Origin of the sequence: Terricaulis silvestris, assembly GCF_009792355.1 — a bacterium.
In the GTDB taxonomy this organism is placed as follows: domain Bacteria; phylum Pseudomonadota; class Alphaproteobacteria; order Caulobacterales; family Aquidulcibacteraceae; genus Vitreimonas; species Vitreimonas silvestris.
This window is the reverse complement of sequence record NZ_CP047045.1, coordinates 2951643-2974023: the sequence shown is the minus strand read 5'-3', so window position 1 is coordinate 2974023 and position 22381 is coordinate 2951643. Positions and strand designations below refer to the sequence as shown.

The window sequence follows — 22381 nt, the reverse complement described above, 5'->3', positions numbered from 1 at the left end:
GCCTAGTTGGCAGCGCAAGGACGAGGGAGAGAGTTGCGCCGCACCCGACCGGGTAATCGGACTGCAACCTTTAATCTCGACTGGAGCAATGGGGATTTACTAAAGTCTGGCTTAAGCGCGCCGTTGAACCGACGTTTTCGCGCAGCTGAAACCTAAAGAAGTCAGCGCATTGCGCCGCGCAATGCAGAAGCGAGTGTCGCCTTTTCCAAAATTGCAGCGCTCGCGTCGCGCACCTTTTGTAAGGTCTTGCGGAGCGCACATTCGCCTTCATCCAAGCAATCAGCGCAGCGTTTGTACGCCGTCAGACTGGTGCAAGGCGTGGGCGCCAATGGGCCTTCGATGGCGCGGATGACGTCGGCGAAGCTGATTGCAGACGCAGGTTTTGCAAGCTGATAGCCGCCCGCCTTGCCGCGCTGACTGGTGACCAACGCGTTGCCGCGCAGTTCAAGCAGGATGGCCTCTAGAAAGCGCGGCGGAATGCTTTGCCGCTCGGCAATGTCGCCGATCACGACCGGCTGGCCCGGACGGGTGGCCGCAGCGCGCGCCAAATCTATCATGGCGCGCAGCGCGTACTTGGTTTTGCTGGTGAGCATGAATTCGCCAATACTTCGCTATCTGAGGCTTACTCGCCGAGAACCTCGCACCTAACAGCACGCGCGACGTCGGTCCACCGTCGGTGGATGAGACGGAGCGGCCACTACATGACGCTTTGCGCCATGCCTGGCGACGCTTCGCGACACCGCGCACGGCGCGAGATCCTGTCGCGCCAAGGGCGGCGACGCCCAAACCTAGAGCTTTCCAACATGCCGCGCCTAAGACGAACGAGCCCAACAAATGCGGAACGCCTCTGATCGCTCTTTGGCAACAAGACGCAATTTCTGGGTGTCCGCCCCGGCGAAAAGCGGAAACGAACGGAACGTCGGGAAACGACCTGAAACAAAGTGTGGGCGCGGCAGGACGAAGCTGACAACTGGGAATTGGTAGCGCCGGCGCCGGCGAAGCCGGAACGAGTACCGCGACGCAGGCGCCGATAACGAGTCACCCGACGCGTCCGGCAACCCTGCGATCCCACTTCTGCGCGAGCAAAGTCGAAGCGCGCCGCGCCCCAAGATCTATTTGTTGAGCTGCACCAGTTGCACCAGCGCACCGCCGAGCCGGTGGTCGTGCAGGAAAATCCATGATGCGCGGGGCGCCGTGCCCTCGTTGACGATGGCAATGCCCTTGGCCTCGGCCTTGGCGCGTTCGGCAGCGAGATCGTCGACAAGGAAAGCGACGTGCGAGATGCCCTCGCGCTCGCCCATCACCATGTCATCGACAGGCGGACCCTCGACGTACTGAACGAGTTCGATCTCGACGCCATCGCCCGTCTTGCCATGGGTCACTTTCGTGCGGCTGAGTTGCGCGTTGTTGTCACCGCGTGGCAGGGCGAATTCGGCGACAGGATCCCAATCGATGCCGAACAACTCATTGTACGCCTGCATCGTGCGCTCGATGTCGTGCACTTTGAAACCAAAATGGAGCAAACGCATCCCAACCATGCCAGCCTCCGCTCTCTGCGGTCGCGAAGCTAGCAGTCCGAGGGGCCGGAACGAGACGCTTTAGGCAGGGATCGTCAATGCGATAGCGTCACGCGATGAAGATGGCGGCAGGCGGCGTCACAGCGTGTAGCGCCGTCACGACGTCGATACGCCGCGACAGGACAATGCGCGAAGCCGCTGCGCCCTTGTCGGTGAGTTCTCCATTGTCGAAGGACGGCGCCTCCGTTTCGAGGGCAAGCCTGGCGATACGTTCGCTGGCGCCGACTGCGCTGCCGGCAAGCGTGCTGACCCGCGTTTGCACCCAATCGCGAAGCGCCGGGGCGGCGAGCACCTCTTCATCCGTCAAGTCCGTATGCGCGCTCGCGATTTTGCGGGCGACGTTCATGTCGGGGAAGGCGATGGCGCCGACTTGGCCTTGGTTGTGTCCAGTGATCACGGCGTCGTTCACCAACGGCGCCAGAGCCGCTAGCAGGCGCGTGCGCAGCGCGACCGCTTGCACCCAGGTTCCGGAGCTGAGCTTGAAGTTCTCCGAGATGCGCCCATCGAAGAGCAGGCCTTGAGAGAAATCTTCAGGGTCGAGTGGGAGGACGGCGTCGCCGGTTTTGAAGAAGCCTTCATCGTCGAACGCGGCGGCGGTGAGATCTGGACGGCGCCAATAGCCGGGCGTGACGCACGGGCCTCGCAATCTAAGCTCCCATGTCGTTTCCACTGGGACCAGCTTTGCTTCAACGCCAGCTAACGGCAGCCCGGCTTCCGGTTTGCGATGCTGCTCCCACGTGCTTTGCACCGGCGTCGGGCCGCATTCGGTGGACCCGAGACCGGAGACCATGAGGATGCGTTCACCGGTTGTGGCGACGGCGATCTCATCAATCGCGCGCCAGACATGCTGGGCGAGCAAGGCGCCGCCGTACTGGAGCAATTGCAGGCGCGAGAAAAAACGTTGTGCGAAATGCTTGTCATTGCGCAGATACGGCAAGAGCGCTTCGAAGGCGCCTGGCGTGTTGATGTAGAAAGTCGGCGGATGAGCGCGGAGCAACTCAACCGTTCGGCCAATGCCGGCGGGCGTTGGCCCGCCATCATCAATGTGTAGTTCGCCGCCACACCAGAGGATTTGACCCAGATTGTTGTTGCCGCCGAAGGTGTGATGCCATGGCAGCCAATCGACCATGACCGGCGGCCCGTCGTTCAAGAAGGCGTAAGCCTGGGCGCATTGCTGGCGGTTCACGGCGAGCATGCCATGCGGGAGGATTACCGGCTTGGGCGCGCCGCTGGAGCCGGACGTGAACAGTATCTTCGCAATCGTGTCTCCGGTGACGGCCGCATTGGCTTTCGCTGTGCGCGCGCTCGGCGTCGAATTTCGCAGATCGGTCAACGCGATTGTCTCGCGCCCGGGTATCGGCGCGCGTCCGGAAATGATGACGGCGTCAACAGGCGCGGCGGCTTGGATGGCGGCGCCATAGCGCGCGCCATCGGCGACGTAGATTGCGCCCGGCTGGAGCGCTGCGAACACGCCAGACAGCTTGGTGAAGTCCGTGGCTTTGAGCGCGTAGGGCGGCGACACCGGCGACGCGGGTACACCCACCCACATGGCGGCGAGAGTGATGAGCGCGCATTCGATGCTGTTCTCGGCGAGAACAGCGAGCGGCGTTTCCGCGTTAAGACCGAGGTTGAGCAGGCCTTCGCCGATGCTCTCTACGGCTGCGAGCGTTTCGGCATAGGTGATTGTGCGGCGGCCTCCAGCGCCATCCGATTCTGTCAAGAAAACCCGTGAGGGGGCTTCTTGCGCCCATTGCTCGATCTTGGCGTTCCAACTCTGAGGATAGGGCGCTAGCGGCGCCGTGGACGTGAGCACGATTGCGCCGTCCGATCGCATCTCGGCGCGGCCGGATTTGGGCGCGAGGCGCACCGGTCGTGTCGGGACGGACGCGCTTGGATCGGCGAGGTTGGTCACATTTGTCACGGTAGCGTGCGGCCCGACGCCGGCCAATGGCGCGGGTTTGTCCGGCGGTCGCGCCATCTCATATGCGATGGAACGGCTCTGGCGTCACTGGCGTCATTGCGTCAGATGAGCGGGTGAAAACGCGAGGGGACATGCAGGGCAAGACGGTGGTGATCACGGGCGGCGGCGGCGTGTTGGGTAGCGCGGTCGGCCGCGTCGCGGAGGCGCGCGGCGCCACAGTAGTGCTCGTCGATGTAACGGCTCTGCCGGAAGGACCTGGCCTTCGGTTTGGCCATGTCGATCTCACTAACCTCGCCTCGGCGAAGCAGGCGATGGATGAGGCGAAGGCCAAGACCGGCCGGCTCGACGCACTGCTAAATATCGCAGGCGGCTTTCGGTGGCAGACCTTGGAAGACGGCGATCTCGCGGGCTGGGACGTGCTCTACAATCTCAACGTGAAGACAGCGGCGACAGCATGCAAGGCGGCGTTGCCCCACCTCCTGGCGAGCGGTGACGGGCGCATCGTCAATGTTGGCGCTGCCGGGGCGCTGAAGGCCGCCGCCGGCATGGGCGCCTATGCGGCGTCGAAGGCCGGTGTGATGCGGCTGACGGAAAGTCTGGCCGAGGAACTCAAGGGGCGCGGCGTGACAGTCAATGCCGTGCTGCCCTCGATCATCGACACGCCAGCCAACCGCAAGGACATGCCGGATGCTGACTTTTCCAAATGGGTGACGCCGGATGACCTGGCCGCGGTGATGCTGTTCTTGGCGAGCGCGGAAGCGCGCGCGATCACGGGCGCACTGGTTCCTGTGGTGGGGCAAGTCTAGCGTGACCACTGCACGCGTTCTGGTGACAGGGGCAACTGGCGCCCAGGGCGGCGCTGTGGCGCGCGCGCTTCTGGCGAATGGTATGCGCGTGCGCGCGTTGGTCAGAAATGCATCGAGCCCGGGCGCCCAAGCGCTTGTTGGCGCCGGCGTGGAGCTGGTTGAGGGTTCTTTCGACGATGCGGACTCTCTGGCCGCCGCCGCTGGCGGCGCGGACGCGATCTTTTCAGTTCAGCTCTACAACCCCGGCAGCGCTTCGACGGAGCGAATCCATGCGCAGGCTTTGATAGAGGCCGGGCTAGCCGCAAGTGTCCGCACGTTCGTGCAAACATCCGTGTCTGGTGTCGATGATCGGAACACATGGCGGGGCGCGCAATGGGACGACGTGTATTGGGACAACAAGGCCGCCGTGGAGGATATGGCGCTTGGCGCCGGCTTCGCAGCTACAATCGTGCTTCGTCCGGCGTTCATGATGGAGAACTTCGCGTCGCCCAAGGTGGAGCGTATGTTCCCTGAGCTGTCAGAGCGGCGAATTGTTTCAGCGATATGCGAGGATACACCGCTCGCGCTGGTCGCCGCCGATGACATCGGCAGCGCCGTTGCGGCCGCAATCGCCAAACCATCACGCTTTTCCGGAGGCGCGCTGGAGCTTGCAGGTGACGTGTTGACGCTGCCGCAGGTCGCGGCGCTGCTCACAGCCGCTAGCGGCACGCCGGTCGTGGCAGAAACCAAATCGCCGGACGCGGAGATCGCGCGAGGGCGGAGTGCGGGGTGGGTGCTGAGTCAGCAGTGGCTGAACGAGTTCGGCTACCCTGCGCGCCCTTCCCACATGGAAGAGATTGGCTTGCAACCGACGCCATTTTCTCGCTGGTTGCAGGGGCGTCAGGCATCGCCGATGCGATGACGTGGCGTCGCGCTGGCGCGATGCGCGGTTGCGTGGGCACTATCGCTCGCATGCAGTACTCAAAACTCGGCGATACGGGATTGATCGTCTCGCGCCTGTGCATGGGCGTGATGACTTTCGGTGTGAACACCGTGAACGCCGCTCTGGGCAAGGTCGATCAGGATGGCGCGACCGTGATGGTCAATGCGGCGATCGAGGCCGGGATCAACTTTTTCGACACGGCGAATGTATATTCGGGCGGGCAGTCCGAGGAAATGCTGGGTCGGGCGCTCGGCGCGCGCCGCAAGGATGTCGTGATCGCGACCAAGCTTGGCTTTCGTGTTGGCCCGGCCATCACGGATGCGGGACTTTCGCGTCACAATGTGATTGCGGCGTGTGAAGCCAGCCTGAAGCGGCTCAACACCGACTACATCGACCTTTACCAAGCGCACAAGGAAGACGCGCTTACGCCGCTGGAAGAGACGCTCGAAGCGTTCGATCGGCTCGTGCGGGCGGGCAAGGTTCGCTACCTCGGCTTTTCGAATTGGGCGTCGTGGCGCGCGGCGACCGCGTTGCAAATGCAGAAGGAGCGCGGTTGGGCGAGGTTCGTCTCGGGGCAGCTGCACTATTCACTGCTCAACCGGGAAGTGGAACACGATCTGGCGCCATTCCTTCGCGCCGGCGGGTTGGGCATGCTGGTGTGGAGCCCTCTTGGCGGAGGATTTTTGAGCGGCAAGTATACGCGCGAGAACATCACAAAAGAGGGCCGCCACGCGGCGTTCGATATCGTGCCGTTCGATCGCGAAAAGGGCTTCGCTCTGGTGGACGCGATGCGGCCGTTGGCTCAGCGCGCCGACTGCACGGTGGCGCAATTGGCGCTGGCGTGGCTGCTGACCAAGCCCGTGGTGACGAGCGTGCTGATCGGCTCAGCGAAGCTCAGCCAGCTCGAAGACAATATAGGCGCGGCGGCCGTGAAGCTCGATCCGGCGATCACGGCGAAGCTAGATGAGCTGACGGCGCCGACTGCGATCTATCCCCATTGGTTCAACGCTCGCCTCACGGACGCCAAGATTAAAGACGGACTAGCAGCATCCACCGCAGGTCAGGCATGAAATTCGATCCGATGTCGCCGGAGACGCTGGAGAATCCGGGCGCGGCCTATTCCGAGCTGCGCGCGAAATGTCCGTTTCATCGTTATGACGGCCCGGATTTCAAGTTCGCGATCACCAGCGACTATCGCGAAATCAAGGAGGAAATCCTCCAGGACAATCCGACTTGGAGCTTTCGCTTCGGCAACGCGGCGAAGGATACGATCAGCGACGTCGGCTTTAAATCGGACCCGCCGTTTCACATGGCGTTTCGCGCGTCGCTCGCGTCCGGCTTCGCGCCGCGCCAGTTGAAAACGTACGAAGGCGATATCGAGCGCATTTGCGACGAACTGATCGCCAAGATGCTCGCCATGCCAGAAGGACGCGGGGATTTTCATGATCTCTTCGCGCTGCCGCTGCCGTCGCGGATCATGTGCGTGATGCTAGGCGCGCCTGAGGCGGACAATCTCCACTACAAGCACTGGGCCGATATCCTACAGGATATGTTGTTCCACGATCCGAAACCCGGCTCGTTCGAACCGATCCTCAAGGAAATATATCCCCACTTCAACAGCCACCTGGACGCCCGTCAGGCCAAGCTGGACGCGGCTGGAATAACTGAGCCGGATTTGTCGGCGCTGGGCGAGGTGTTGCCGAACGATTTCATGTCGCGAACGCTGATCGCTCGCGTGGAAGGGCGGCCGCTGACGCGCGACGAGCAGCTAAATGTTTGCCTCGCCTTCCTCACTGGCGGGCAGGAGACGACGATTTCGCTGATTGCCAACCTGATGTGGCGTTTACTGGAGACGCCGGCGCTGTGGGAAGGCCTGAAGCAAGAGCCAGAACTCGTGGAAAATGCCGTGGAGGAAAGCTTGCGCTTCGATCCGCCAGTGCTGGCGCACTTCCGCACCAGCTTGTGCCCGGTCGCGATGCACGGCGAGGAATTACCGGAGCGATCGAAATTGATGTTCTCGATCGTCGGCGCCAATCGCGATCCAGCCGTGTTCGAGGACGCGGAGACGTTCCGAATCGATCGGCCGTTGACCGAGGCGCGCAAGCATCTCTCCTTCGGTGCGGGCGTCCACTTCTGCTTGGGCGCTCCGGTGGCGCGGCTGGAGGCAAAGATCGCGTTCGGCAAGTTGGCCAAGGCGCTGCCGAAGCTGCGGCTCGATGGGCCGACGGAGCGCATCGGGTCGTGGATGCATTGGGGCAGAGTGAAGCTGCCGGTGGCTTGGGGCTGAGCCATGCTCGACAAAGGAAAAATCGGCGCCGAGACCGAAGAACGCGAGATCGCAGTGGAAGCAGGCATGCTTGCGCTGTTTTGCCAAGCCGTCGGCGAAACCAATCCGATCTATCGCGACCAGAACGCAGCGCGCGACGCGGGCTACCGCGCCATCCCGACGCCGCCGACTTATGCTTCGGTGCTTGCGAACCTCGCTCCTGCGAAGATCGATCTGGTGATCGGCGTGTTGGGCGCTGATCTCGGCCGCATGCTGCACGGCGAACAGAGCTTTACGCAGGTGAAGCCGATCTATGTGGGCGATCGCATTCGCCTGCGGCAACGAATCATCGACATTTATGACAAGAAGGGCGGCGCACTCGAGTTCGTGGTCCTGGAAACGAGCGCCACCAACCAAGACGACGAATTGTGCGCCACCATGCGCACCGTCGCCGTGCTGCGGAACTGAAGATGACCATCGCCGCCACCTATCGCGAAGCTGCGTCCGGCGCAGAGCTGCCGCTGCTTGTGACGCCGCCGATCGAGCCGCTGACGCTCGCCTTGTTCGCCGGCGGCTCGGGCGATCACAATCCAATCCATCTCGACCGCCAATTCGCTGCAGCGAACGGCTTCGATGACGTGTTTGCCCACGGCATGCTGTCGATGGCCTATCTCGGCCGGTTGTTGTCGAACTGGGCGCCGCCTGAGCGCATCCGAGAGTTTACCACTCGCTTCATCTCCATCACGCCGCTGCGCTCGGTGGTGATGTGTAGCGGAACAGTGGCGGAGATCGTTACCGAAGGCGGATTGCGCCTTGCTCGGCTCAAGCTCAAAACAACGCTGAGCGACGGCACGGTCACGCTGACGGGCGAGGGGCTGGTTCAGCTCGATTGAGCGATCAGGCGGTCGCGCCAAGCGACGCGGCGAATCTTGCCGGAGTCGTCGCGGATGGATTCCTCTATGAATGTTGCGCCACGGGGCAATTTGTAGGGGGCGAGCCGTTCGCGTAGCGCATTGAGAAGGCGCATTTCACTCCATTTCGACGCCTCTCGCACTTGAACGAACGCATGCGGGACAGCGCCCAAATCCGCGTGTGGCGCGCCGACGACGACGCTGTCGGCAATACCGGGGATCGCATCAATTTGCGCTTCGATTTCGGCGGGATAGAGATTGACGCCGCCGCTGACGATCATGTCGGTGCGGCGGTCGGCGATGAACAAGTAGCCGTCCTGATCGAGCCAGCCCAGATCGCCGAACGAGGCCCAATCGCCACGTTGGCGTACGTCAGCGCCGATGTAGCGGAAGGTGGATTCGGGTCCGCCTGCGCGCCGAAAATAAATTTCACCAACCGCGTCGGGCGGAAGCTCTGAGCCATGCTCGTCGAGCACGCGGGCTTCGATGCCTTCGCGCGGGCGCCCGACCGAGCCCGGACGGTCGAGCCAATCCGCGCCACCGATGATGGTGGAGCCGATGCGTTCGGTGCCGCCATAGATCTCCCAGATGGCGTCGGCGCCGAGCATGGCGATCCATGCGCGTTTCACCGGCGGCGGGCAGATCGCGGCCATGTGGACGACGGTGTCGAGCGAGGAAATGTCGTAACGCGCGCGTGTCTCAGGCGGCAGGTTGGCAATGCGCGCCATCATTGTGGGCACTAGATAAGCCCATGTGGCGCGGTGGCGCGCGACGAGCGCTATGTATCTCTCGGCATCGAATTTACCCATCTCGACGACGTGCGCGCCTTCGCAGAGCGCTGGAATCATCTGGCCGAACGGGGCGCTGTGGTAGAGCGGACCGGGGTTGATGATGGTTGCGTCCGGATGGCGGCGGTGCGCTTGTTTCTCGATGCTCCATAGCGCCGGATTGGGGTCAACGATGAGTTTCGGTCGGCCCGTGCTGCCCCCGCTGGTGGAGATTTTCCATCGCGTCGCAATGCGCAACGGAAGCGGCGCGTCGGAGCGTGAATCGCGTTGCCGATCAAGCAGCGGCGAGGTGGCGTCGATCACGAGCTTTGGCTCCGCCAGCGCGACGATTTCGGCGAACTCCCTTGGCGTCAGCTTATGCGAGACGTGCATGGGCGTCGCGCCGAGTTTCCAGGCGCCGTAGACGAACTCGTAGTAGGCGGCGCTGTTGGGGATCGCGATGAGGACAATGTCGTCGTGACCGGCGCCGGCTCGTTCGAGTTGGCGTGCGCGCTGATTGGAGCGCCGGTCGAGATCAAGCCGCGTGAGCTGGGCGTCGGGCAGCGTCAGCGCGTCACGCGTGGGCGCGCGTTGTGCTTGCGCCCCGAGAAGGAGCGCAAGCGGCGCGCCAAGCTTGGCGGCGCCTGATGAATCAAGGAGCAGGTCAGGAAAGGTCACGCGACTTCAGCTTGTTCGGCGCAAGGTTTCACCAATTCGTTGCATGATCGCGCCAAGCTTGGCGCGATTGGCGTCGGAGCGCCAATCGCTGATGCGATGGATGGCTGGCGCACGTCGGCTCGACGCGAGGCATGCGATAGCGTAGTCACTCCTACAGGCGTGAGAGACGAGAAGATCGTGCGAAAGCAAATGACGCTCAGTCCCGGCCCGGTTCCGCTTTATCATCAGCTTGAGCAGGATCTGCGCGAGCGCATCAACGCGCGTGAATTCAAGGCCGGCGAAGCGCTGCCTACTGAGGAGCGAATCTGTGGGGAATACGGCGTGAGCCGCATCACCGTGCGTCGTGCGCTGGAAACGCTGATCGCCGAGGGGCTGATTACCAAGCGCCGCGGCGTTGGCACATTTGTGACGCCGCCGCCGGAATCAGGTGTGCGGTCCGTGCGCTTGTCGGGTTCGTTGGACGAATTTCTGGCTTCGGCCGGCGCGCTGGCCACGAAGGTGCTCTCCATGCAGGAGATTCAAGCGCCGGACGAGGCGGTTCGTGGCTTGCGCCTGGCGCCAGGAGAAGCCTGCACGCGCTTGGATTTGCTAAGTTTTTTGGAAGATGCCCCGCTCGGATACCACAATCTCTATCTGCCCTTGGCGATCGGGCGGAAGATCAAACCCGTCGACGTTGGCCAGAAGCTGCCAGTGATCCGAATGGTCGAGGGCAAAGCAGGCGCACGGGTTGTGCGCGCCGAGCAGTTTCTGGAGGCCGACATCGCGGGGCCGATTGCTTCGAAGTATTTGAACTTGCAGGAAAATACACCGGTGCTGAAGGTGACTCGGATCTATTACGACATGACTGGCGCGCCGGTAGAAATGATTGTCGCGCGCAACCACCCCGAACGGTACCGGTATTCCATCGACTTCGTCGCGAAGCCCCGGATCGTTTAGTTCGAAAAACGGCGCCCCATTCAAAAAATCTGTCGAAAGCTCTTGCCGTCCCTTGAGTTGTTATGACAACATGCCGTCATAATAAATGCCATGGGAGGAAAAAAATGGCACGGTCTCTGGACCCCAAGAAGATCAAGTCAGCGCAGCGCGCGCTTGAAGTGCTTGAGTATTTCCGAGGCGGCCGCGCCGAGGCCACCGTGATGGATATCGCCCGTTCGATGGGCTACCCGCAGTCGAGCACGTCTGAGCTGCTGAGTTGCCTTGTCGCGCTCGGTTATCTCACGCGCGATCGCTCCGCGAGAACATATCGGCCGACGGCGCGCGTCGCCGTGCTTGGCGCTTGGGTACAGCCCAATCTGTTTCGCGAAGGGCGTTTGCTGCCGGCGATGGATGAACTCGCGCGCGAAGCTGGCACGACTGTCGTGCTCGGAAATCGCGTAGGCCTCGAGATCCAGTACATTCACGCTGTGGCGCCGCCAGGGCTGCAAATGAACGTCTCTGAGGGCGAAGCGGCGTCGCTCACTCATTCGGCGATGGGCCAAGCGGTGCTGGCATCCATGGACCGCAACTACATGCGCAAGCTCCTGCATCGCATCAACGCGGAGAGTGAAGCAGAGCAGCGCGTGTCGTTCGAGGACGCCGCGCAAGAGTGTGACGAAACCAGCGGGCGAGGCTTCGCCACCGCCAGCGAGCATGGCGGGCGCATGATCGCCATGCTGCTTTCGCACGGCGGCCAGGACGATGGTCTCGCGCTCGGCATGCTGCTGACGCAGGAGCAGCACGAGACTCAACCGGAGTATTTCGTGCAATTGCTGCGCGGCGCGGTCGCGCGCTTGGCGGTGAAGGCGCCTGCGCAGCGCTACGCGCCGACACGCGTCGCGGAACGTGTGCCGATGCAAATGATGGGCTGATCCGGGTTTGGGCGCTTCAGAGTGTTTCTGGAGCGCCCAGGATCACTACGGACTGGCTGGACAAGACGCCGCCGTTGCCGTGCGCCAGCGCGAGCTTTGCGCCGGTGATCTGGCGGTCTCCGCCTTCACCACGCAGCTGGCGCACCGCTTCTATCAGCGTGAAAATGCCGTTCATGCCGGGGTGAACGCAGGACAAACCGCCGCCGTGGGTGTTGACCGGCAGGGCGCCGCCGGGCGCGATCGCCCCGCCCTCGACGAAGCGCGCGCCTTCGCCCTTCGGGCAGAATCCCAAATCTTCCAAGAACAAGATCGTGTTGATCGTGAACGCGTCATAGGTCTCAGCCACGTCGATGTCCGACGCCTTGACGCCGGCCTGAGCATAAGCCCGGGCGCCGGCGCGCGCGGCGCCTGTGGTGGTGAGATCGGGCATCCAAGCGATTTCGCGGTGTGTTGTTTCGCTTGCCGCGCCAAGCACGAAGACCGGTTTGGCGGCGATGTCGCGCGCGCGATCGGTGCGCGTCATCACCAGGGCGCCGGCACCGTCCGTGACTAGGCAGCAATCGAGCACCGACAACGGATCGGAGACCATGCGCGAGGCGAGATAGGTCTCCATCGTCAACGGATCGCGCTTGAAGGCTTCCGGATTCAGTTGCGCCCACCCGCGCGCAGCCAACGCAACCTCGCCCAATTGCTCACGTCGCGCGCCGAATTCGTGCATGTAGCGCGCCGCCGCGAGCGCATACGAACTCACCGGATTGAGCGGTGCATAGGGCGCCTCGTAGGTCATCGGCCGCACGGTGTTGACCAGCTTGCCGGATGCGGTGGCCTGGTTGCTGCCATACGCGATGAGCGCGACTTCGATCGCGCCGGCCGCGAGCAGCCAGGCGGCAAGCTCCACATAGGCCTGGAAGGACGAGCCGCCGAGGCGGTTGTTATCGACGAATTTTGGCTGGATGCCGAGATATTGAGCGAAGGAGAGGCCGCCGAGCGTGTCGGTGGGGTGGCAGAAGAAAAGCCCATCTACATCGCTCGGCTTCAGGCCAGCTTGCGCGAGCGCCGCGATGCTCGCCTTGGCGGCGAGGTCGGAAGCCTCAAAGCCGGGCGCTTTGCCGATGCCGAACGTCGCCGCGCCGACGATGGCGGTGCGTCCGCGTGGGAAGGCGTCGCTCATTCCGCGTCGACCTCTGGTTCAAACACGACAAAGGGTTCATCGCCGCTGACCACGATCCTGGCGCGCACGGCCATGCCGATCTTTACGTCCTCGGGCGCGACGCCTTCGACGCGGCTCATCATGCGCGGGCCTTCGGCGAGATCGATGAGGGCGACGTTGTAGCTTGGTTCAGGCGGTTTCTTGCGAACGACCGTGGTTGAATAGACGCGTCCGCGCCCCGAGGCTTCGACCCATTCAAGCGCCGCACCGTCGCCCGGTGCGACCGCGCGCGGATAGAAGACAAAGCGCCCGTCGCTTGCGGCGCGCTGCAGCATGAAGCGGCCTTCCCGCAGGAAGGCGCGAAACTGTTCGTCCGGCCCTGCATCGGCCACGGCTCAGCCCCCGCGATAGGTGGGCTTGCGCTTTTCCTTGAAGGCGGTTGTGCCTTCCTTGAAATCGTCGGTCGTCACCATCAGCGGTTGGATGTTGGCTTCGAAATCCAGCGCCTGTTCGAAAGTTTGCGCGGGCGCGGCGTCGAGCAGCCGTTTCGCCATGCCAAGCGCGATCGTGGGCGATTGCGCGAAGCCCTGTGCAAGCTCTTGCGCTTTGGCGAACACGTCATCGGCGGGCAGTGCGTAAAGCGCCAAGCCGAGCTGCTGGGCTTCCGCGCCGCTGACGAAGCGCCCCGAGTAGAGAATTTCCTTGGCCCGCTGCAGCGGCACATGGCGCGTCAGCAAGAAGGCGGCGCCGCCGTCGGGCGCAAGTCCGATATGGCGGAACGCGAACTGAAAGCGCGCGTCCTCGGCCGCGACGATCATGTCGCATGACAACGCGAGCGACCAGGACATGCCGATGCATACGCCCCGAACGGCGGCGATTACCGGCTTATTCGTCATCGCCACGGCGCGGCTCATGCGATGCATGTGGCGCATGCGCATGAGCGCGCCGCGCGTGCCGCCGCCGCCCATTTCGCTGATGTCGGCGCCGGCGCTGAAGTCAGAGCCAGCGCCTGTGAGGATAATTGCGCGCACCTCATCGTCGTCTTGAGCCTTCTCGAAGGCGTGCTGGATGTCGGTGCGCATCGCCAGCAGAATTGCGTTCTTCCGCTCGGGGCGGTTGATCGTGATGGTCGCGACACCCTCGGAAACGCTGTACTCAATGCCCATGCGACGGCTCCAATGACTTGGGTTGGTGCTTACTACCTTCGCCGACGGCGTGACAGGCGTGCTATCCACGCGCAGGGCATATCGCGGCTGCGATAGCGTCTGCGGGCGAGCTCTGATCGCTTTGTTCGGATCGCACGCGAGGGCAATTTCACGACGTGCAGACGTTCTCCATCCGCCCGTTTGAGCCGCCCGTCGATGCGGCGGCGCTGCGCAAGGAGGTGCGTGCGTTCCTCTCGAAGCATCAGCCCAAGGCTGACGCGGCGTCGCGCGCGAACAGTTGGGCGGTTGCGGACGCGGACTTCACCAAGGCGCTCGCCAAGGCCGGGTATGTCGGCATGATCTGGCCGAGGAAGTATGGCGGCGGCGCGCGCCACCCGCTCGAACGCTACATCGTGCTGGAAGAGTTGCTGGCCGCGGGCGCGCCTGTTGGCATGCATTGGATCGCTGATCGCCAAGGCGGGCCGCTGCTGCTGCGCTATGGTACGGAAGGACAACGCGCAGAGTTCCTGCCGCGCATGGCGGCCGGCGAGCTTTATACCTGCATCGGCATGAGCGAGCCCGGCAGCGGCTCTGATCTCGCTTCGGTGCGCACGCGCGGCAGGCGTACGCCGGAAGGCTGGCGCATCAGCGGCCAAAAGGTGTGGACCACCAACGCGCACAACGCGCACTACATGATCGCGCTGGTGCGCACCGGCGAGGATAGCCAGCGCCAGGAAGGGTTGACGCAGTTTTTGATCGATCTGAAGGCGCCGGGCGTCAGCGTGCGCCCGATCATCGATCTCGTCGGTGGGCACGATTTCAACGAAGTGTTTCTCGATGATGTGCTGGTGCCCGATAGCTTGCGCGTCGGCGATGACGGCGCGGGCTGGAAGCAAGTGACGGCGGAATTGTCGCTCGAACGCTCCGGACCGGAGCGCTATCTTTCAAGCCTCTCGCTGCTGCTGGAATTTATCCGGATCTCGGGACCAAGCCCTGCGTCGGCGGCCGCGGCGCTAATCGGTCAGCTGACGGCCGAGTTGTGGACGTTGCGGCAGATGTCGCGATCGACGGCTGCGAAGCTGGCGAGCGGGGAGGATCCGGCGCTGGATGCGGCGATCGTCAAGGATCTTGGCAACAGCTTCGAGCAGGCGCTGCCGCGATTGGTGCAGGCCGCGAGTGACGTCGATCTCGCCGCGGATAGTGATTTCGCGCGGGCACTGGCGTTCTTGCTGCAAGTTTCGCCATCTTTTTCGCTGCGCGGTGGAACGCGAGAAATTCTGCGCGGGATCATCGCGCGGGGATTGGGGCTGAGATGAGCGAGAGCCAGCCCCTGCTGCTCGAAACCGCGGAGCGTCTGTTCGCCGAGTTAGTGCGCGCCGATGGCGGCGATGGGTGGGCGAAGGTCGCCGAGATCGGCCTCGATGGTTTGCTTGTCGGCGAAGGTCGAGGCGGCTTCGGCGGCGATTGGGTTGATGCGTTCGCGGTGATGCGCCTAGCCGGCGCGCACGCTGTTGCAGCGCCGGTGGGAGAGGCGATTGTCGCGGCGTGGCTTTGCGAGAGCGCCGGGTTCTCCGATGTGGCGGGCGTCACCACGATCGCCTCACGCGCCAAAGGAAGCATTGATCCGCGTGGACGGTTCTCGGGCCGGATTGAAGCGGCGCCATGGGGGCGCGACGCGGGGGCGGTTGTGTTCGACCTTGATGGCGCGGTCGCGCGCGTCGCGAGAACGGATGGGCGTGTCGAGCAGCGCCAGAACCCAGCCGGTGAACCGCGAGACGTACTGGAGTGCGATGGCGTCCCGATAGAGCGCGGCGAGGCGCAGATGAGCGTGTTCGCGGTAGGGGCGTTTGTGCGCATCGCGCAAATCGCCGGCGCGCTCGACACGGCGCTCGCTATGTCGATCGACTATGCGAATGAGCGTAGCCAGTTCGGCAAGCCTATCGGCAAGTTCCAGGCGGTTCAGCAGAGCTTGGCGGTGTTCGCGGAAGAGGCGGCCGCCGTGAACTGCGCCGCGCAGGCCGCGGCGTTGGCGATTGACCGCGGTGACGGCGGTTTCGAGATCGCGGCTGCGAAGCTGCGAGCGAACATGGCCGCCAGCATCGGCGCTTCGACAGCGCACCAGGTCCACGGCGCGATCGGCTTCACGCTGGAGCACAATCTGCACAAATACACACGCCGGCTGGTTTCGTGGCGTTCGGAGTTCGGCGGCGAACGCTATTGGGCTGAAACGCTCGGTGCGGACGTATGCGCGCGCGGCGCCGAGGCGTTCTGGCCGTTCTTGACCGCGCGCGGCGATAGCAAAGGTGAACTGGCATGAGTGCGGCTTTTATCGTTTCCACGGCGCGTACGCCGATCGGCAAGGCGTTCCGTGGCGCGCTCAACAACACCCATGGCGTTGAAATGGGCGGCCACGTCGTGCGCGCGGCGCTAGATCGCGCGCGGCTCGAAGGCGGCGAAGTGGAGGATGTGATCCTCGGCGCGGCATTTCTCGAAGGCGCCACCGGCAACAATGTCGCGCGTCAATCGGCGATCCGCGCCGGCTGCCCGGTGACGGTAGCGGGCATGTCGCTCGACCGGAAGTGCTCTTCCGGCCTGCAAAGCATCGCGCTGGCGGCGCAACGTGTGATGGCGGGCGAAGGCAAGACGTTCGTCGCGGGCGGCTTGGAGAGCGTGTCGTTGGTGCAGAACCAGGCCAATCGGCACCACGCACGAGACACCTGGGTCAACGATCACAAGCCGGAGTTGTATTGGTCGATGATCGCCACCGCGGACAACGTCGCGCGGCGCTACAAGATCGGCCGCGATGTTCAAGACGAGTATTCGCTCGAAAGCCAGCGGCGGACGGCCGCGGCTCAGGCCGCGGGCCGGGTCGATCAGGAGATGGTCGCCATCGATGTTGTGAAGCAGTTGATCGACAAGGCCGGAACGATCACCGGAGAGGAAACGCTTCACTTCGCACGCGACGAGGGAAATAGGCCCGATACCACGCTTGAAGGGCTCACGAAGCTCAAGCCGGTCGCGGGCGAGGATGCGTTCATTACCGCCGGCAATGCGAGCCAGCTTTCAGATGGCGCTAGCGTTTGCGTGGTGATGGCCGAAGATGAGGCGACACGGCGCGGCTTGGCGCCCTTGGGACGCTTCGCCGGTTTTGCAGTCGCTGGCTGTGAACCCGACGAGATGGGCATTGGCCCAGTGTTCGCCGTGCCGAAACTGCTCGCGCGGGCGGGGCTGAAGATCGACGATATCGACATTTGGGAGTTGAATGAGGCGTTCGCGGTGCAAGTTGTCTATTGCCGCGATCGGCTCGGCATTCCGAACGAGCGGCTCAATGTCGACGGCGGCGCTATTTCGATCGGGCACCCGTACGGCATGAGCGGCTCGCGCCTCACCGGGCACGCGCTGATCGAAGGCAAAAGGCGCGGCGCCAAGTGGGCGGTGGTGACGATGTGTGTGGGCGGCGGCATGGGCGCAGCTGCTCTCTTTGAGGTTTTGTGATGGTGGATCGTTACGCCTCCTTTGACCGGCTCGCGTTTGACCGGCCCGCGCCGCACGTGTTGCGGGTGACGATCAATCGTCCGGAGAAAATGAATGCGCTAGACGCCGAGGGGCACGATCAGCTCGAGAGGGTTTGGGCGGCGATCGATGCGGATCCCGAAGCGCGCGTTTCGATCATCACGGGCGCGGGCAAGGCGTTTTGCGCCGGCGGCGATTTCGCCTCGATGCCGATAGGAGGGGCGCTCGATCCTAACCAGGAAGGCGCGCGCAGCTTCCGCAGCGCGACCAATCTGGTGATGGGGATGGTCAACGCCTCGAAGCCGATCGTTTCGGCGATAAATGGTCCCGCTGTTGGCGCGGGCCTGGCGGTGGCGCTGCTCGCCGACATCTCGATCGCCGCCAAACAGGCCAAGCTGATTGACGGCCACGTGCGCATCGGCGTGACCGCCGGCGATCACGCGGCGCTGATCTGGCCGCTGCTCTGCGGCATGGCGAAGGCCAAATATTATCTGCTGACTAATGAGACGATGACGGGTGAGGAAGCCGAACGGAACAACCTGGTGTCACTTGCCGTCGATGCGGCAGACTTGCAGGCGAAGGCGCTGGAGGTTGCGGAGAAGCTTGCCAGCAGCGCACCAACCGCGGTGCGCATGACGAAGTACGTTCTAAATCATTGGCTACGCCAGCAGCAGGCTGTGTTCGATCTTTCGGCGGCGCTGGAGATGATCAATTTCCAAGGCGCGGAATCGCGCGCGGCGATCAAGGCAGTGAGCGAGAAATCCACGCCTGAGTTTCCCGACAAGACGTATTTCTGATGAGCGAAACGGACGCCGACATCGAAGAATTGCGAGCGAGCTTTCGGGCTGTGCTCGAAGATGCGGCAGGCGATATCCGCCGGCATGTCGATGCAGGCGCGGCGCGGTGCGAACCACTGTGCGCGAAGGCGGCCGAACTCGGTTGGTTTTCACTGATGACGCCCGAGGCGTTTGGCGGGCTTGGACTTGGCCGCGCGGCGGCGGCGGCGCTCTACGAGGAGCTTGGCCGCGTGATCGCGCCGTTGCCGATGATGGGCGCGATGATCGCCACGGAGATCATTGCGGCGCATGGCGATGCCGCGCAGAAGGCGGCTTGGCTTCCAAGATTGGCGGCGGGCGAGGGGGCGGCGCTAAGTGCAAGCGGTGTGGCGCCCAACTGGGATGACTCACGCTTCGCCGCGGGCGCGTTGACGGGTCACGCGCGTGAATTGCTGGATAGTGACGCCGCTGCGTTGTTGGTTGTGGCGGCGCGCGAGGGCGATGCAGCGCGATGGGTGCTTGCTGCGGCCGATGGCGTGACGGTTGAGACTGAAGAGCTCGTAGATCGCACACGAGGCCTCGCCACAGCCCGGTTCGACAACGTGCAGGGCGCAGCGCTCACCGCCGATCCAGACATTGTGGCGTCCGACGTGCTTACGCACGCGAGCCTGGCGATCGCGTGCGATTCCGTCGGCGGCGCGAAGGCGGTGCTCGACCTCACGGTCGCGTATCTCAAGACGCGCGAGCAGTTCGGAAAGCCGATCGGATCATTCCAAGCACTGAAGCACAGATGCGCCGAGCACAAGGTGGCGATCGAAGCGGCGGATGCGCTTGTGCAAGAGGCCGTAGCTCACTGGGCGCGGAACGATCCCGGTGTTGCATTGCTGACGCCGCTGGCCAAGGCGCTAGCGTGCGATGTCTATGCGGCGATGGCGACGGATGCGGTGCAATTGCACGGCGGCATCGGCTTCACGTGGGAGCATGTGTGTCACCTCTATCTGAAGCGCGCGAAGCTCAACCAGGCGCTGTTCGGCGGATCGGCCGCGCATCGTGATTTGGCCGCGCGCTTGTTGTTGGCGGCCTGAGGCGATGACAATGGCCCCCGCAGACAAAAGCCGCCGCTTCAGCCCGATGGCGCATCGCGACGATCTCGACGCGTTTCGCGCCGAGGTGCGGGCGTGGCTCCAGGCGATTGTGCCTGAGGGCTGGTTCGCACGCTCGGCGGGTGCACCCGAAGGCGAATACCTCGCGTTCCAGCGTTGGTGGTTCGATGAGTTGCAGAAAGTGGGGCTGGCGACGCCGCATTGGCCAAAGGATTGGGGCGGCGAAGAGCTGACGCTTCGCCATCAGGTCATCGTCTCGGAGGAGATGGTTCGCGCCGGCGCGCCGAACCCGGATCTTTTCGTCATCTCGCTCTACCATTTGCCGGCGACGTTGTTCGCGCACGGTTCGCCCGCGCAACGCGAGCGCTATCTCAAGGGCGTCACCGAGCGTGGCGAGATTTGGTGTCAAGGTTTCTCCGAACCGAACGCGGGGTCGGATTTGGCAAGTCTGCGTACGCGCGCCGAGCGGCGCGACGACATCTTCGTGGTCAACGGACAAAAGGTCTGGTCGTCATTCGCCGCGCATGCGGATTATTGCTTGCTGTTGGCGCGTACGGACGTGAATGCGCCGAAGAAGCAAGCGGGCATCTCTTACTTCATTCTCGACATGAAGGCGCCGGGCGTCACTGTTCGCCGCATCAAGCAGATGACGGGACAAAGCGAGTTCTGCGAAATCTTTCTCGATAACGTCGAGATTCCGGCTGAGAATCTTATCGGCGCTGAGAACGCGGGCTGGATGATCGCGCAATCGACGCTGTCCGCGGAGCGCGGACTCATCATTTTCGATCTAGCAGAACGTATGCACGACGCCTTTCAGCGCGAGATCGCGGCGGCGCGTGTGGCGCGGCCCGCGTGGTGGGAGGATGACGAACTGCGCCGAGCGTTCGTGGCGCACTACGGAGACTTGCAGGCGTTGCGGCTTATGATCCAGCGCATGCTAAGAGAGCTGGAAGCGAACGCCGAGACGGGCGCGTCCTCGCTGCCTCCGCTTATCAAAGTTCAATGGTCTGAGCTGCTGCGTCGGCACACCGACTTCTGGCTCAAGGCGGGCGGGCTGGAGGCTCAAAAGTATTCGCCGCCACTGACCGGCGGCGGGCATGTGACCGGAAACCGCTTGCAGGATTTCATGTGGTCGTACTCTTGGACCATCGCAGGCGGCGCCAATGAGATCATCAAGACTTTGATCGCGGAGCGTGTGCTTGGCCTGCCGCGCTGAGCGCAACGGAGACGAACTATGAGTGAGAGCGTTTCCATACAAATGGACGAACCGGCCGAAGGGGTGAAACGGATCACGTTGAACCGTCCCGACGTGCTCAATGCGTTCGACTTCCCGATGTACGAAGCCTTCATCGGCGCGCTGGAACAGGTGCGTCACGATCCGAAGGCGCGCGTGATCATCATCACCGGCGCGGGCAAGGGGTTCTGCAGCGGCCATGACACGCGCGGCGGCTCGAAACCCGGGTGGGTGGCGCCGGATCTCGGGCGCATTCAGACTGGCGCGTTCACGATGGCGAAGCTCGGCCTTATTCCGCCGCTGATGCGGGCGATGCCGCAACCGATCATCGCGGCGGTGAACGGCGCCGCGGCGGGCATCGGCTATGCGCTGGCTTTGGCCGCGGACTTATGTCTCGCGGCGCAATCGGCCAAGTTCGTCAACGTGATCCATAATGCAGGCACCGGGGCCGAACTGGGCTTGAGCTATATGCTGCCGCGCGCGGTGGGCGTGCAGCGCGCGGCGGAGTTGTTGCTGACCGCGCGCGCTGTCGGCGCTGACGAGGCTGCGCGCATCGGTTTGGCGCTCAAGGTCGTTCCCGACGAAGCGCTGATGAGCGAGGCGTTGGCGCTGGCGGACGCGATCGCGGTGAACAGCCCGATCGGAATCTGGCTGACCAAGCAATCGCTTTGGTTCAACCAGGCCGCCGGCAGCCTCGAAGCGGCGATTGAGTTGGAGAACCGCGCCGTGCTCGCTAGCCAATCCACGGCGGATGCGGCCGAGAAACGCACGTCGGCGCGGGAAAAGCGCAAACCCAAATTCACGCAAACCTGATCGAGCACGGAGACGCCACGGAATGACGCAATCGATGCGATTTGACGGCAAGGTCGTGATCGTCACCGGCGCCGGTAATGGACTGGGTCGCGCCTATGCGCTGCAGATCGCGGAGCGTGGCGGTAAAGTCGTCGTCAACGACCTGGGGGGCGCGACCGATGGCAAAGGCAGCGATTCCGCCGCTGCGCAGAAGGTCGTCGATGAGATCAAGTCGAAGGGCGGCCAGGCTATCGCGAATTTCGACAGCGTGGCGACGCAAGCGGGCGGCGCCAACATCTTCAAGACGGCGCTGGAGGCCTACGGGCGCGTCGATTCGGTGATCGCAAACGCGGGCATCCTGCGCGACCGCAGCTTCGCAAAGATGAGTCTGGAGGAACTGGACATCATTCTCGATGTCCACCTGCGCGGCACGTTCTTCACGGTGCAGCCGGCGTTCAACTGGATGCGCGAGAATGGCGGCGGCACGATCGTGGTGACGACGTCGCCGTCAGGTTTATTCGGCAGCTTTGGCCAGGCCAATTACTGCGCGGCCAAGATGGGCATCGTGGGCTTGATGCGCACGCTTGCGATCGAAGGCGCGAAGGGCGGCGTGAAGATCAACGCGCTCGCGCCCACTGCGGCAACACGCTTGACGGCGACGGCAGGCATGCCAGGAGAGCAGGCTGGCGAAGATGATCCTGCGTCGGACGCAATGTCCGTGCGGCGTGTGTCGCCACTCGTGCTGGCGCTCGCGCACGAGAGCTGCCCGAGTTCTGGAGAGGTGTTCAACGCCGGCTGCGGCTGGATCAGCCGGACAGTGATGGCTGTAAACGACGGCGTTGTGCTGAGCCAATACACGCCCGAGGAAGTCGCCGTGCACTGGGGCGTAATCCGCGATGCGGCCAACCTGCGCGTGCCGCGCGACGGGACGGACTATTGGAACATGATCCAGAAGGCGACCGGCCAAGCCTAA

23 protein-coding genes are annotated in these 22381 nt (G+C 63.6%); 16 read left to right on the top strand and 7 right to left on the bottom strand.

Going from position 1 to position 22381, the window contains the following annotated elements; genetic code table 11:
* Positions 1–161 precede the first annotated feature (161 nt).
* From DSM104635_RS15245 to DSM104635_RS15235, 3 genes are all read right to left on the bottom strand, one after another.
* Positions 162–593 (bottom strand): RrF2 family transcriptional regulator, encoded by a 432-nt coding sequence (locus tag DSM104635_RS15245; RefSeq protein ID WP_158767029.1) that lies wholly within the window; start codon positions 591–593, stop codon positions 162–164.
* Between the two features lie 519 nt (positions 594–1112).
* Entirely contained in the window at positions 1113–1538 is a 426-nt protein-coding gene (locus DSM104635_RS15240; RefSeq protein WP_228445713.1) for a VOC family protein, read from the bottom strand.
* Positions 1539–1626: 88 nt separating this feature from the next.
* Positions 1627–3555 (bottom strand): feruloyl-CoA synthase, encoded by a 1929-nt coding sequence (locus DSM104635_RS15235; protein ID WP_158767027.1) that lies wholly within the window; start codon positions 3553–3555, stop codon positions 1627–1629.
* Positions 3556–3560: 5 nt separating this feature from the next.
* Here DSM104635_RS15235 and DSM104635_RS15230 point away from each other — a divergent pair, with 5 nt between their 5' ends.
* The 6 genes from DSM104635_RS15230 to DSM104635_RS15205 are packed head-to-tail and all read left to right on the top strand — an operon-like array spanning position 3561 to position 8385.
* Positions 3561–4304, top strand: a complete 744-nt coding sequence (locus tag DSM104635_RS15230; RefSeq protein ID WP_323368327.1) for an SDR family oxidoreductase — start codon at positions 3561–3563, stop codon at positions 4302–4304.
* 1 nt (position 4305) lies between these two features.
* A complete protein-coding gene (locus tag DSM104635_RS15225) occupies positions 4306–5205 on the top strand; it encodes an NmrA family NAD(P)-binding protein (RefSeq protein WP_158767026.1) in 900 nt (299 codons plus the stop codon).
* A gap of 50 nt (positions 5206–5255) precedes the next feature.
* Positions 5256–6296 (top strand): aldo/keto reductase, encoded by a 1041-nt coding sequence (locus tag DSM104635_RS15220; RefSeq protein WP_158768117.1) that lies wholly within the window; start codon positions 5256–5258, stop codon positions 6294–6296.
* Positions 6293–7513 (top strand): cytochrome P450, encoded by a 1221-nt coding sequence (locus DSM104635_RS15215; RefSeq protein ID WP_187448152.1) that lies wholly within the window; start codon positions 6293–6295, stop codon positions 7511–7513. The genes DSM104635_RS15220 and DSM104635_RS15215 overlap by 4 nt, the downstream gene beginning before the upstream one ends.
* A 3-nt stretch (positions 7514–7516) precedes the next feature.
* A complete protein-coding gene (locus DSM104635_RS15210) occupies positions 7517–7960 on the top strand; it encodes a MaoC family dehydratase N-terminal domain-containing protein (RefSeq protein WP_158767025.1) in 444 nt (147 codons plus the stop codon).
* A 2-nt stretch (positions 7961–7962) separates the two neighbouring features.
* Entirely contained in the window at positions 7963–8385 is a 423-nt protein-coding gene (locus DSM104635_RS15205; RefSeq protein ID WP_158767024.1) for a MaoC/PaaZ C-terminal domain-containing protein, read from the top strand.
* Here DSM104635_RS15205 and DSM104635_RS15200 read toward each other — a convergent pair.
* Positions 8373–9848 (bottom strand): AMP-binding protein, encoded by a 1476-nt coding sequence (locus DSM104635_RS15200; RefSeq protein WP_158767023.1) that lies wholly within the window; start codon positions 9846–9848, stop codon positions 8373–8375. The two genes, DSM104635_RS15205 and DSM104635_RS15200, sit on opposite strands and share 13 nt — an antisense overlap.
* A 96-nt stretch (positions 9849–9944) precedes the next feature.
* Here DSM104635_RS15200 and DSM104635_RS15195 point away from each other — a divergent pair, with 96 nt between their 5' ends.
* Both DSM104635_RS15195 and DSM104635_RS15190 read left to right on the top strand, forming a co-directional pair.
* On the top strand, positions 9945–10784 hold the full coding sequence (locus tag DSM104635_RS15195; protein WP_158767022.1) for a GntR family transcriptional regulator: 840 nt from the start codon (positions 9945–9947) through the stop codon (positions 10782–10784).
* A gap of 104 nt (positions 10785–10888) precedes the next feature.
* A complete protein-coding gene (locus DSM104635_RS15190) occupies positions 10889–11695 on the top strand; it encodes an IclR family transcriptional regulator (protein WP_158767021.1) in 807 nt (268 codons plus the stop codon).
* A gap of 16 nt (positions 11696–11711) precedes the next feature.
* Here the strand turns inward: DSM104635_RS15190 and DSM104635_RS15185 are convergent, their stop codons facing one another.
* The 3 genes from DSM104635_RS15185 to DSM104635_RS15175 are packed head-to-tail and all read right to left on the bottom strand — an operon-like array spanning position 11712 to position 14011.
* Positions 11712–12866, bottom strand: a complete 1155-nt coding sequence (locus tag DSM104635_RS15185; protein WP_158767020.1) for an acetyl-CoA acetyltransferase — start codon at positions 12864–12866, stop codon at positions 11712–11714.
* The gene (locus tag DSM104635_RS15180; protein ID WP_158767019.1) at positions 12863–13237 is read right to left on the bottom strand and encodes a Zn-ribbon domain-containing OB-fold protein; all 375 of its coding nucleotides are present in this window, start codon (positions 13235–13237) and stop codon (positions 12863–12865) included. The genes DSM104635_RS15185 and DSM104635_RS15180 overlap by 4 nt, the downstream gene beginning before the upstream one ends.
* 3 nt (positions 13238–13240) lie before the next feature.
* Positions 13241–14011 carry an enoyl-CoA hydratase/isomerase family protein gene (locus tag DSM104635_RS15175; RefSeq protein ID WP_158767018.1) on the bottom strand — a complete coding sequence of 257 codons (771 nt, stop codon included), beginning with the start codon at positions 14009–14011 and terminating at the stop codon, positions 13241–13243.
* 155 nt (positions 14012–14166) lie between these two features.
* Here DSM104635_RS15175 and DSM104635_RS15170 point away from each other — a divergent pair, with 155 nt between their 5' ends.
* From DSM104635_RS15170 to DSM104635_RS15135, 8 genes are read left to right on the top strand one after another with little or no spacing between them, the layout of a single operon-like run.
* A complete protein-coding gene (locus tag DSM104635_RS15170; protein WP_158767017.1) occupies positions 14167–15306 on the top strand; it encodes an acyl-CoA dehydrogenase family protein in 1140 nt (379 codons plus the stop codon).
* Positions 15303–16307 (top strand): acyl-CoA dehydrogenase family protein, encoded by a 1005-nt coding sequence (locus DSM104635_RS15165; protein WP_158767016.1) that lies wholly within the window; start codon positions 15303–15305, stop codon positions 16305–16307. Before DSM104635_RS15170 ends, DSM104635_RS15165 begins: the two co-directional genes overlap by 4 nt.
* On the top strand, positions 16304–17485 hold the full coding sequence (locus DSM104635_RS15160; protein WP_158767015.1) for an acetyl-CoA C-acyltransferase: 1182 nt from the start codon (positions 16304–16306) through the stop codon (positions 17483–17485). The genes DSM104635_RS15165 and DSM104635_RS15160 overlap by 4 nt, the downstream gene beginning before the upstream one ends.
* Positions 17485–18300: an enoyl-CoA hydratase/isomerase family protein gene (locus DSM104635_RS15155; RefSeq protein WP_158767014.1), complete on the top strand. Its 816-nt coding sequence runs from the start codon at positions 17485–17487 to the stop codon at positions 18298–18300. The genes DSM104635_RS15160 and DSM104635_RS15155 overlap by 1 nt, the downstream gene beginning before the upstream one ends.
* Positions 18300–19364: an acyl-CoA dehydrogenase family protein gene (locus DSM104635_RS15150; protein ID WP_158767013.1), complete on the top strand. Its 1065-nt coding sequence runs from the start codon at positions 18300–18302 to the stop codon at positions 19362–19364. Before DSM104635_RS15155 ends, DSM104635_RS15150 begins: the two co-directional genes overlap by 1 nt.
* A gap of 10 nt (positions 19365–19374) precedes the next feature.
* On the top strand, positions 19375–20598 hold the full coding sequence (locus DSM104635_RS15145) for an acyl-CoA dehydrogenase family protein (RefSeq protein WP_158767012.1): 1224 nt from the start codon (positions 19375–19377) through the stop codon (positions 20596–20598).
* An 18-nt stretch (positions 20599–20616) separates the two neighbouring features.
* Entirely contained in the window at positions 20617–21429 is an 813-nt protein-coding gene (locus tag DSM104635_RS15140; RefSeq protein ID WP_158767011.1) for an enoyl-CoA hydratase/isomerase family protein, read from the top strand.
* Between the two features lie 22 nt (positions 21430–21451).
* A complete protein-coding gene (locus DSM104635_RS15135; protein WP_228445712.1) occupies positions 21452–22381 on the top strand; it encodes an SDR family NAD(P)-dependent oxidoreductase in 930 nt (309 codons plus the stop codon).

What these genes read in the sequence shown, in the direction of transcription:
- DSM104635_RS15185 (WP_158767020.1), bottom strand. Translation starts at nt 12,866, where the DNA reads ATGAGCGACGCCTTCCCACGCGGACGCACCGCCATCGTCGGCGCGGCG.
- DSM104635_RS15150 (WP_158767013.1), top strand. Translation starts at nt 18,300, where the DNA reads ATGAGCGAAACGGACGCCGACATCGAAGAATTGCGAGCGAGCTTTCGG.
- DSM104635_RS15210 (WP_158767025.1), top strand. Translation starts at nt 7,517, where the DNA reads ATGCTCGACAAAGGAAAAATCGGCGCCGAGACCGAAGAACGCGAGATC.
- DSM104635_RS15240 (WP_228445713.1), bottom strand. Translation starts at nt 1,538, where the DNA reads ATGGTTGGGATGCGTTTGCTCCATTTTGGTTTCAAAGTGCACGACATC.
- DSM104635_RS15145 (WP_158767012.1), top strand. Translation starts at nt 19,375, where the DNA reads ATGGCCCCCGCAGACAAAAGCCGCCGCTTCAGCCCGATGGCGCATCGC.
- DSM104635_RS15155 (WP_158767014.1), top strand. Translation starts at nt 17,485, where the DNA reads ATGGTGGATCGTTACGCCTCCTTTGACCGGCTCGCGTTTGACCGGCCC.
- DSM104635_RS15190 (WP_158767021.1), top strand. Translation starts at nt 10,889, where the DNA reads ATGGCACGGTCTCTGGACCCCAAGAAGATCAAGTCAGCGCAGCGCGCG.
- DSM104635_RS15175 (WP_158767018.1), bottom strand. Translation starts at nt 14,011, where the DNA reads ATGGGCATTGAGTACAGCGTTTCCGAGGGTGTCGCGACCATCACGATC.
- DSM104635_RS15245 (WP_158767029.1), bottom strand. Translation starts at nt 593, where the DNA reads ATGCTCACCAGCAAAACCAAGTACGCGCTGCGCGCCATGATAGATTTG.
- DSM104635_RS15235 (WP_158767027.1), bottom strand. Translation starts at nt 3,555, where the DNA reads ATGGCGCGACCGCCGGACAAACCCGCGCCATTGGCCGGCGTCGGGCCG.
- DSM104635_RS15220 (WP_158768117.1), top strand. Translation starts at nt 5,256, where the DNA reads ATGCAGTACTCAAAACTCGGCGATACGGGATTGATCGTCTCGCGCCTG.
- DSM104635_RS15230 (WP_323368327.1), top strand. Translation starts at nt 3,561, where the DNA reads ATGCGATGGAACGGCTCTGGCGTCACTGGCGTCATTGCGTCAGATGAG.
- DSM104635_RS15215 (WP_187448152.1), top strand. Translation starts at nt 6,293, where the DNA reads ATGAAATTCGATCCGATGTCGCCGGAGACGCTGGAGAATCCGGGCGCG.
- DSM104635_RS15160 (WP_158767015.1), top strand. Translation starts at nt 16,304, where the DNA reads ATGAGTGCGGCTTTTATCGTTTCCACGGCGCGTACGCCGATCGGCAAG.
- DSM104635_RS15140 (WP_158767011.1), top strand. Translation starts at nt 20,617, where the DNA reads ATGAGTGAGAGCGTTTCCATACAAATGGACGAACCGGCCGAAGGGGTG.
- DSM104635_RS15135 (WP_228445712.1), top strand. Translation starts at nt 21,452, where the DNA reads ATGACGCAATCGATGCGATTTGACGGCAAGGTCGTGATCGTCACCGGC.
- DSM104635_RS15205 (WP_158767024.1), top strand. Translation starts at nt 7,963, where the DNA reads ATGACCATCGCCGCCACCTATCGCGAAGCTGCGTCCGGCGCAGAGCTG.
- DSM104635_RS15165 (WP_158767016.1), top strand. Translation starts at nt 15,303, where the DNA reads ATGAGCGAGAGCCAGCCCCTGCTGCTCGAAACCGCGGAGCGTCTGTTC.
- DSM104635_RS15195 (WP_158767022.1), top strand. Translation starts at nt 9,945, where the DNA reads ATGGATGGCTGGCGCACGTCGGCTCGACGCGAGGCATGCGATAGCGTA.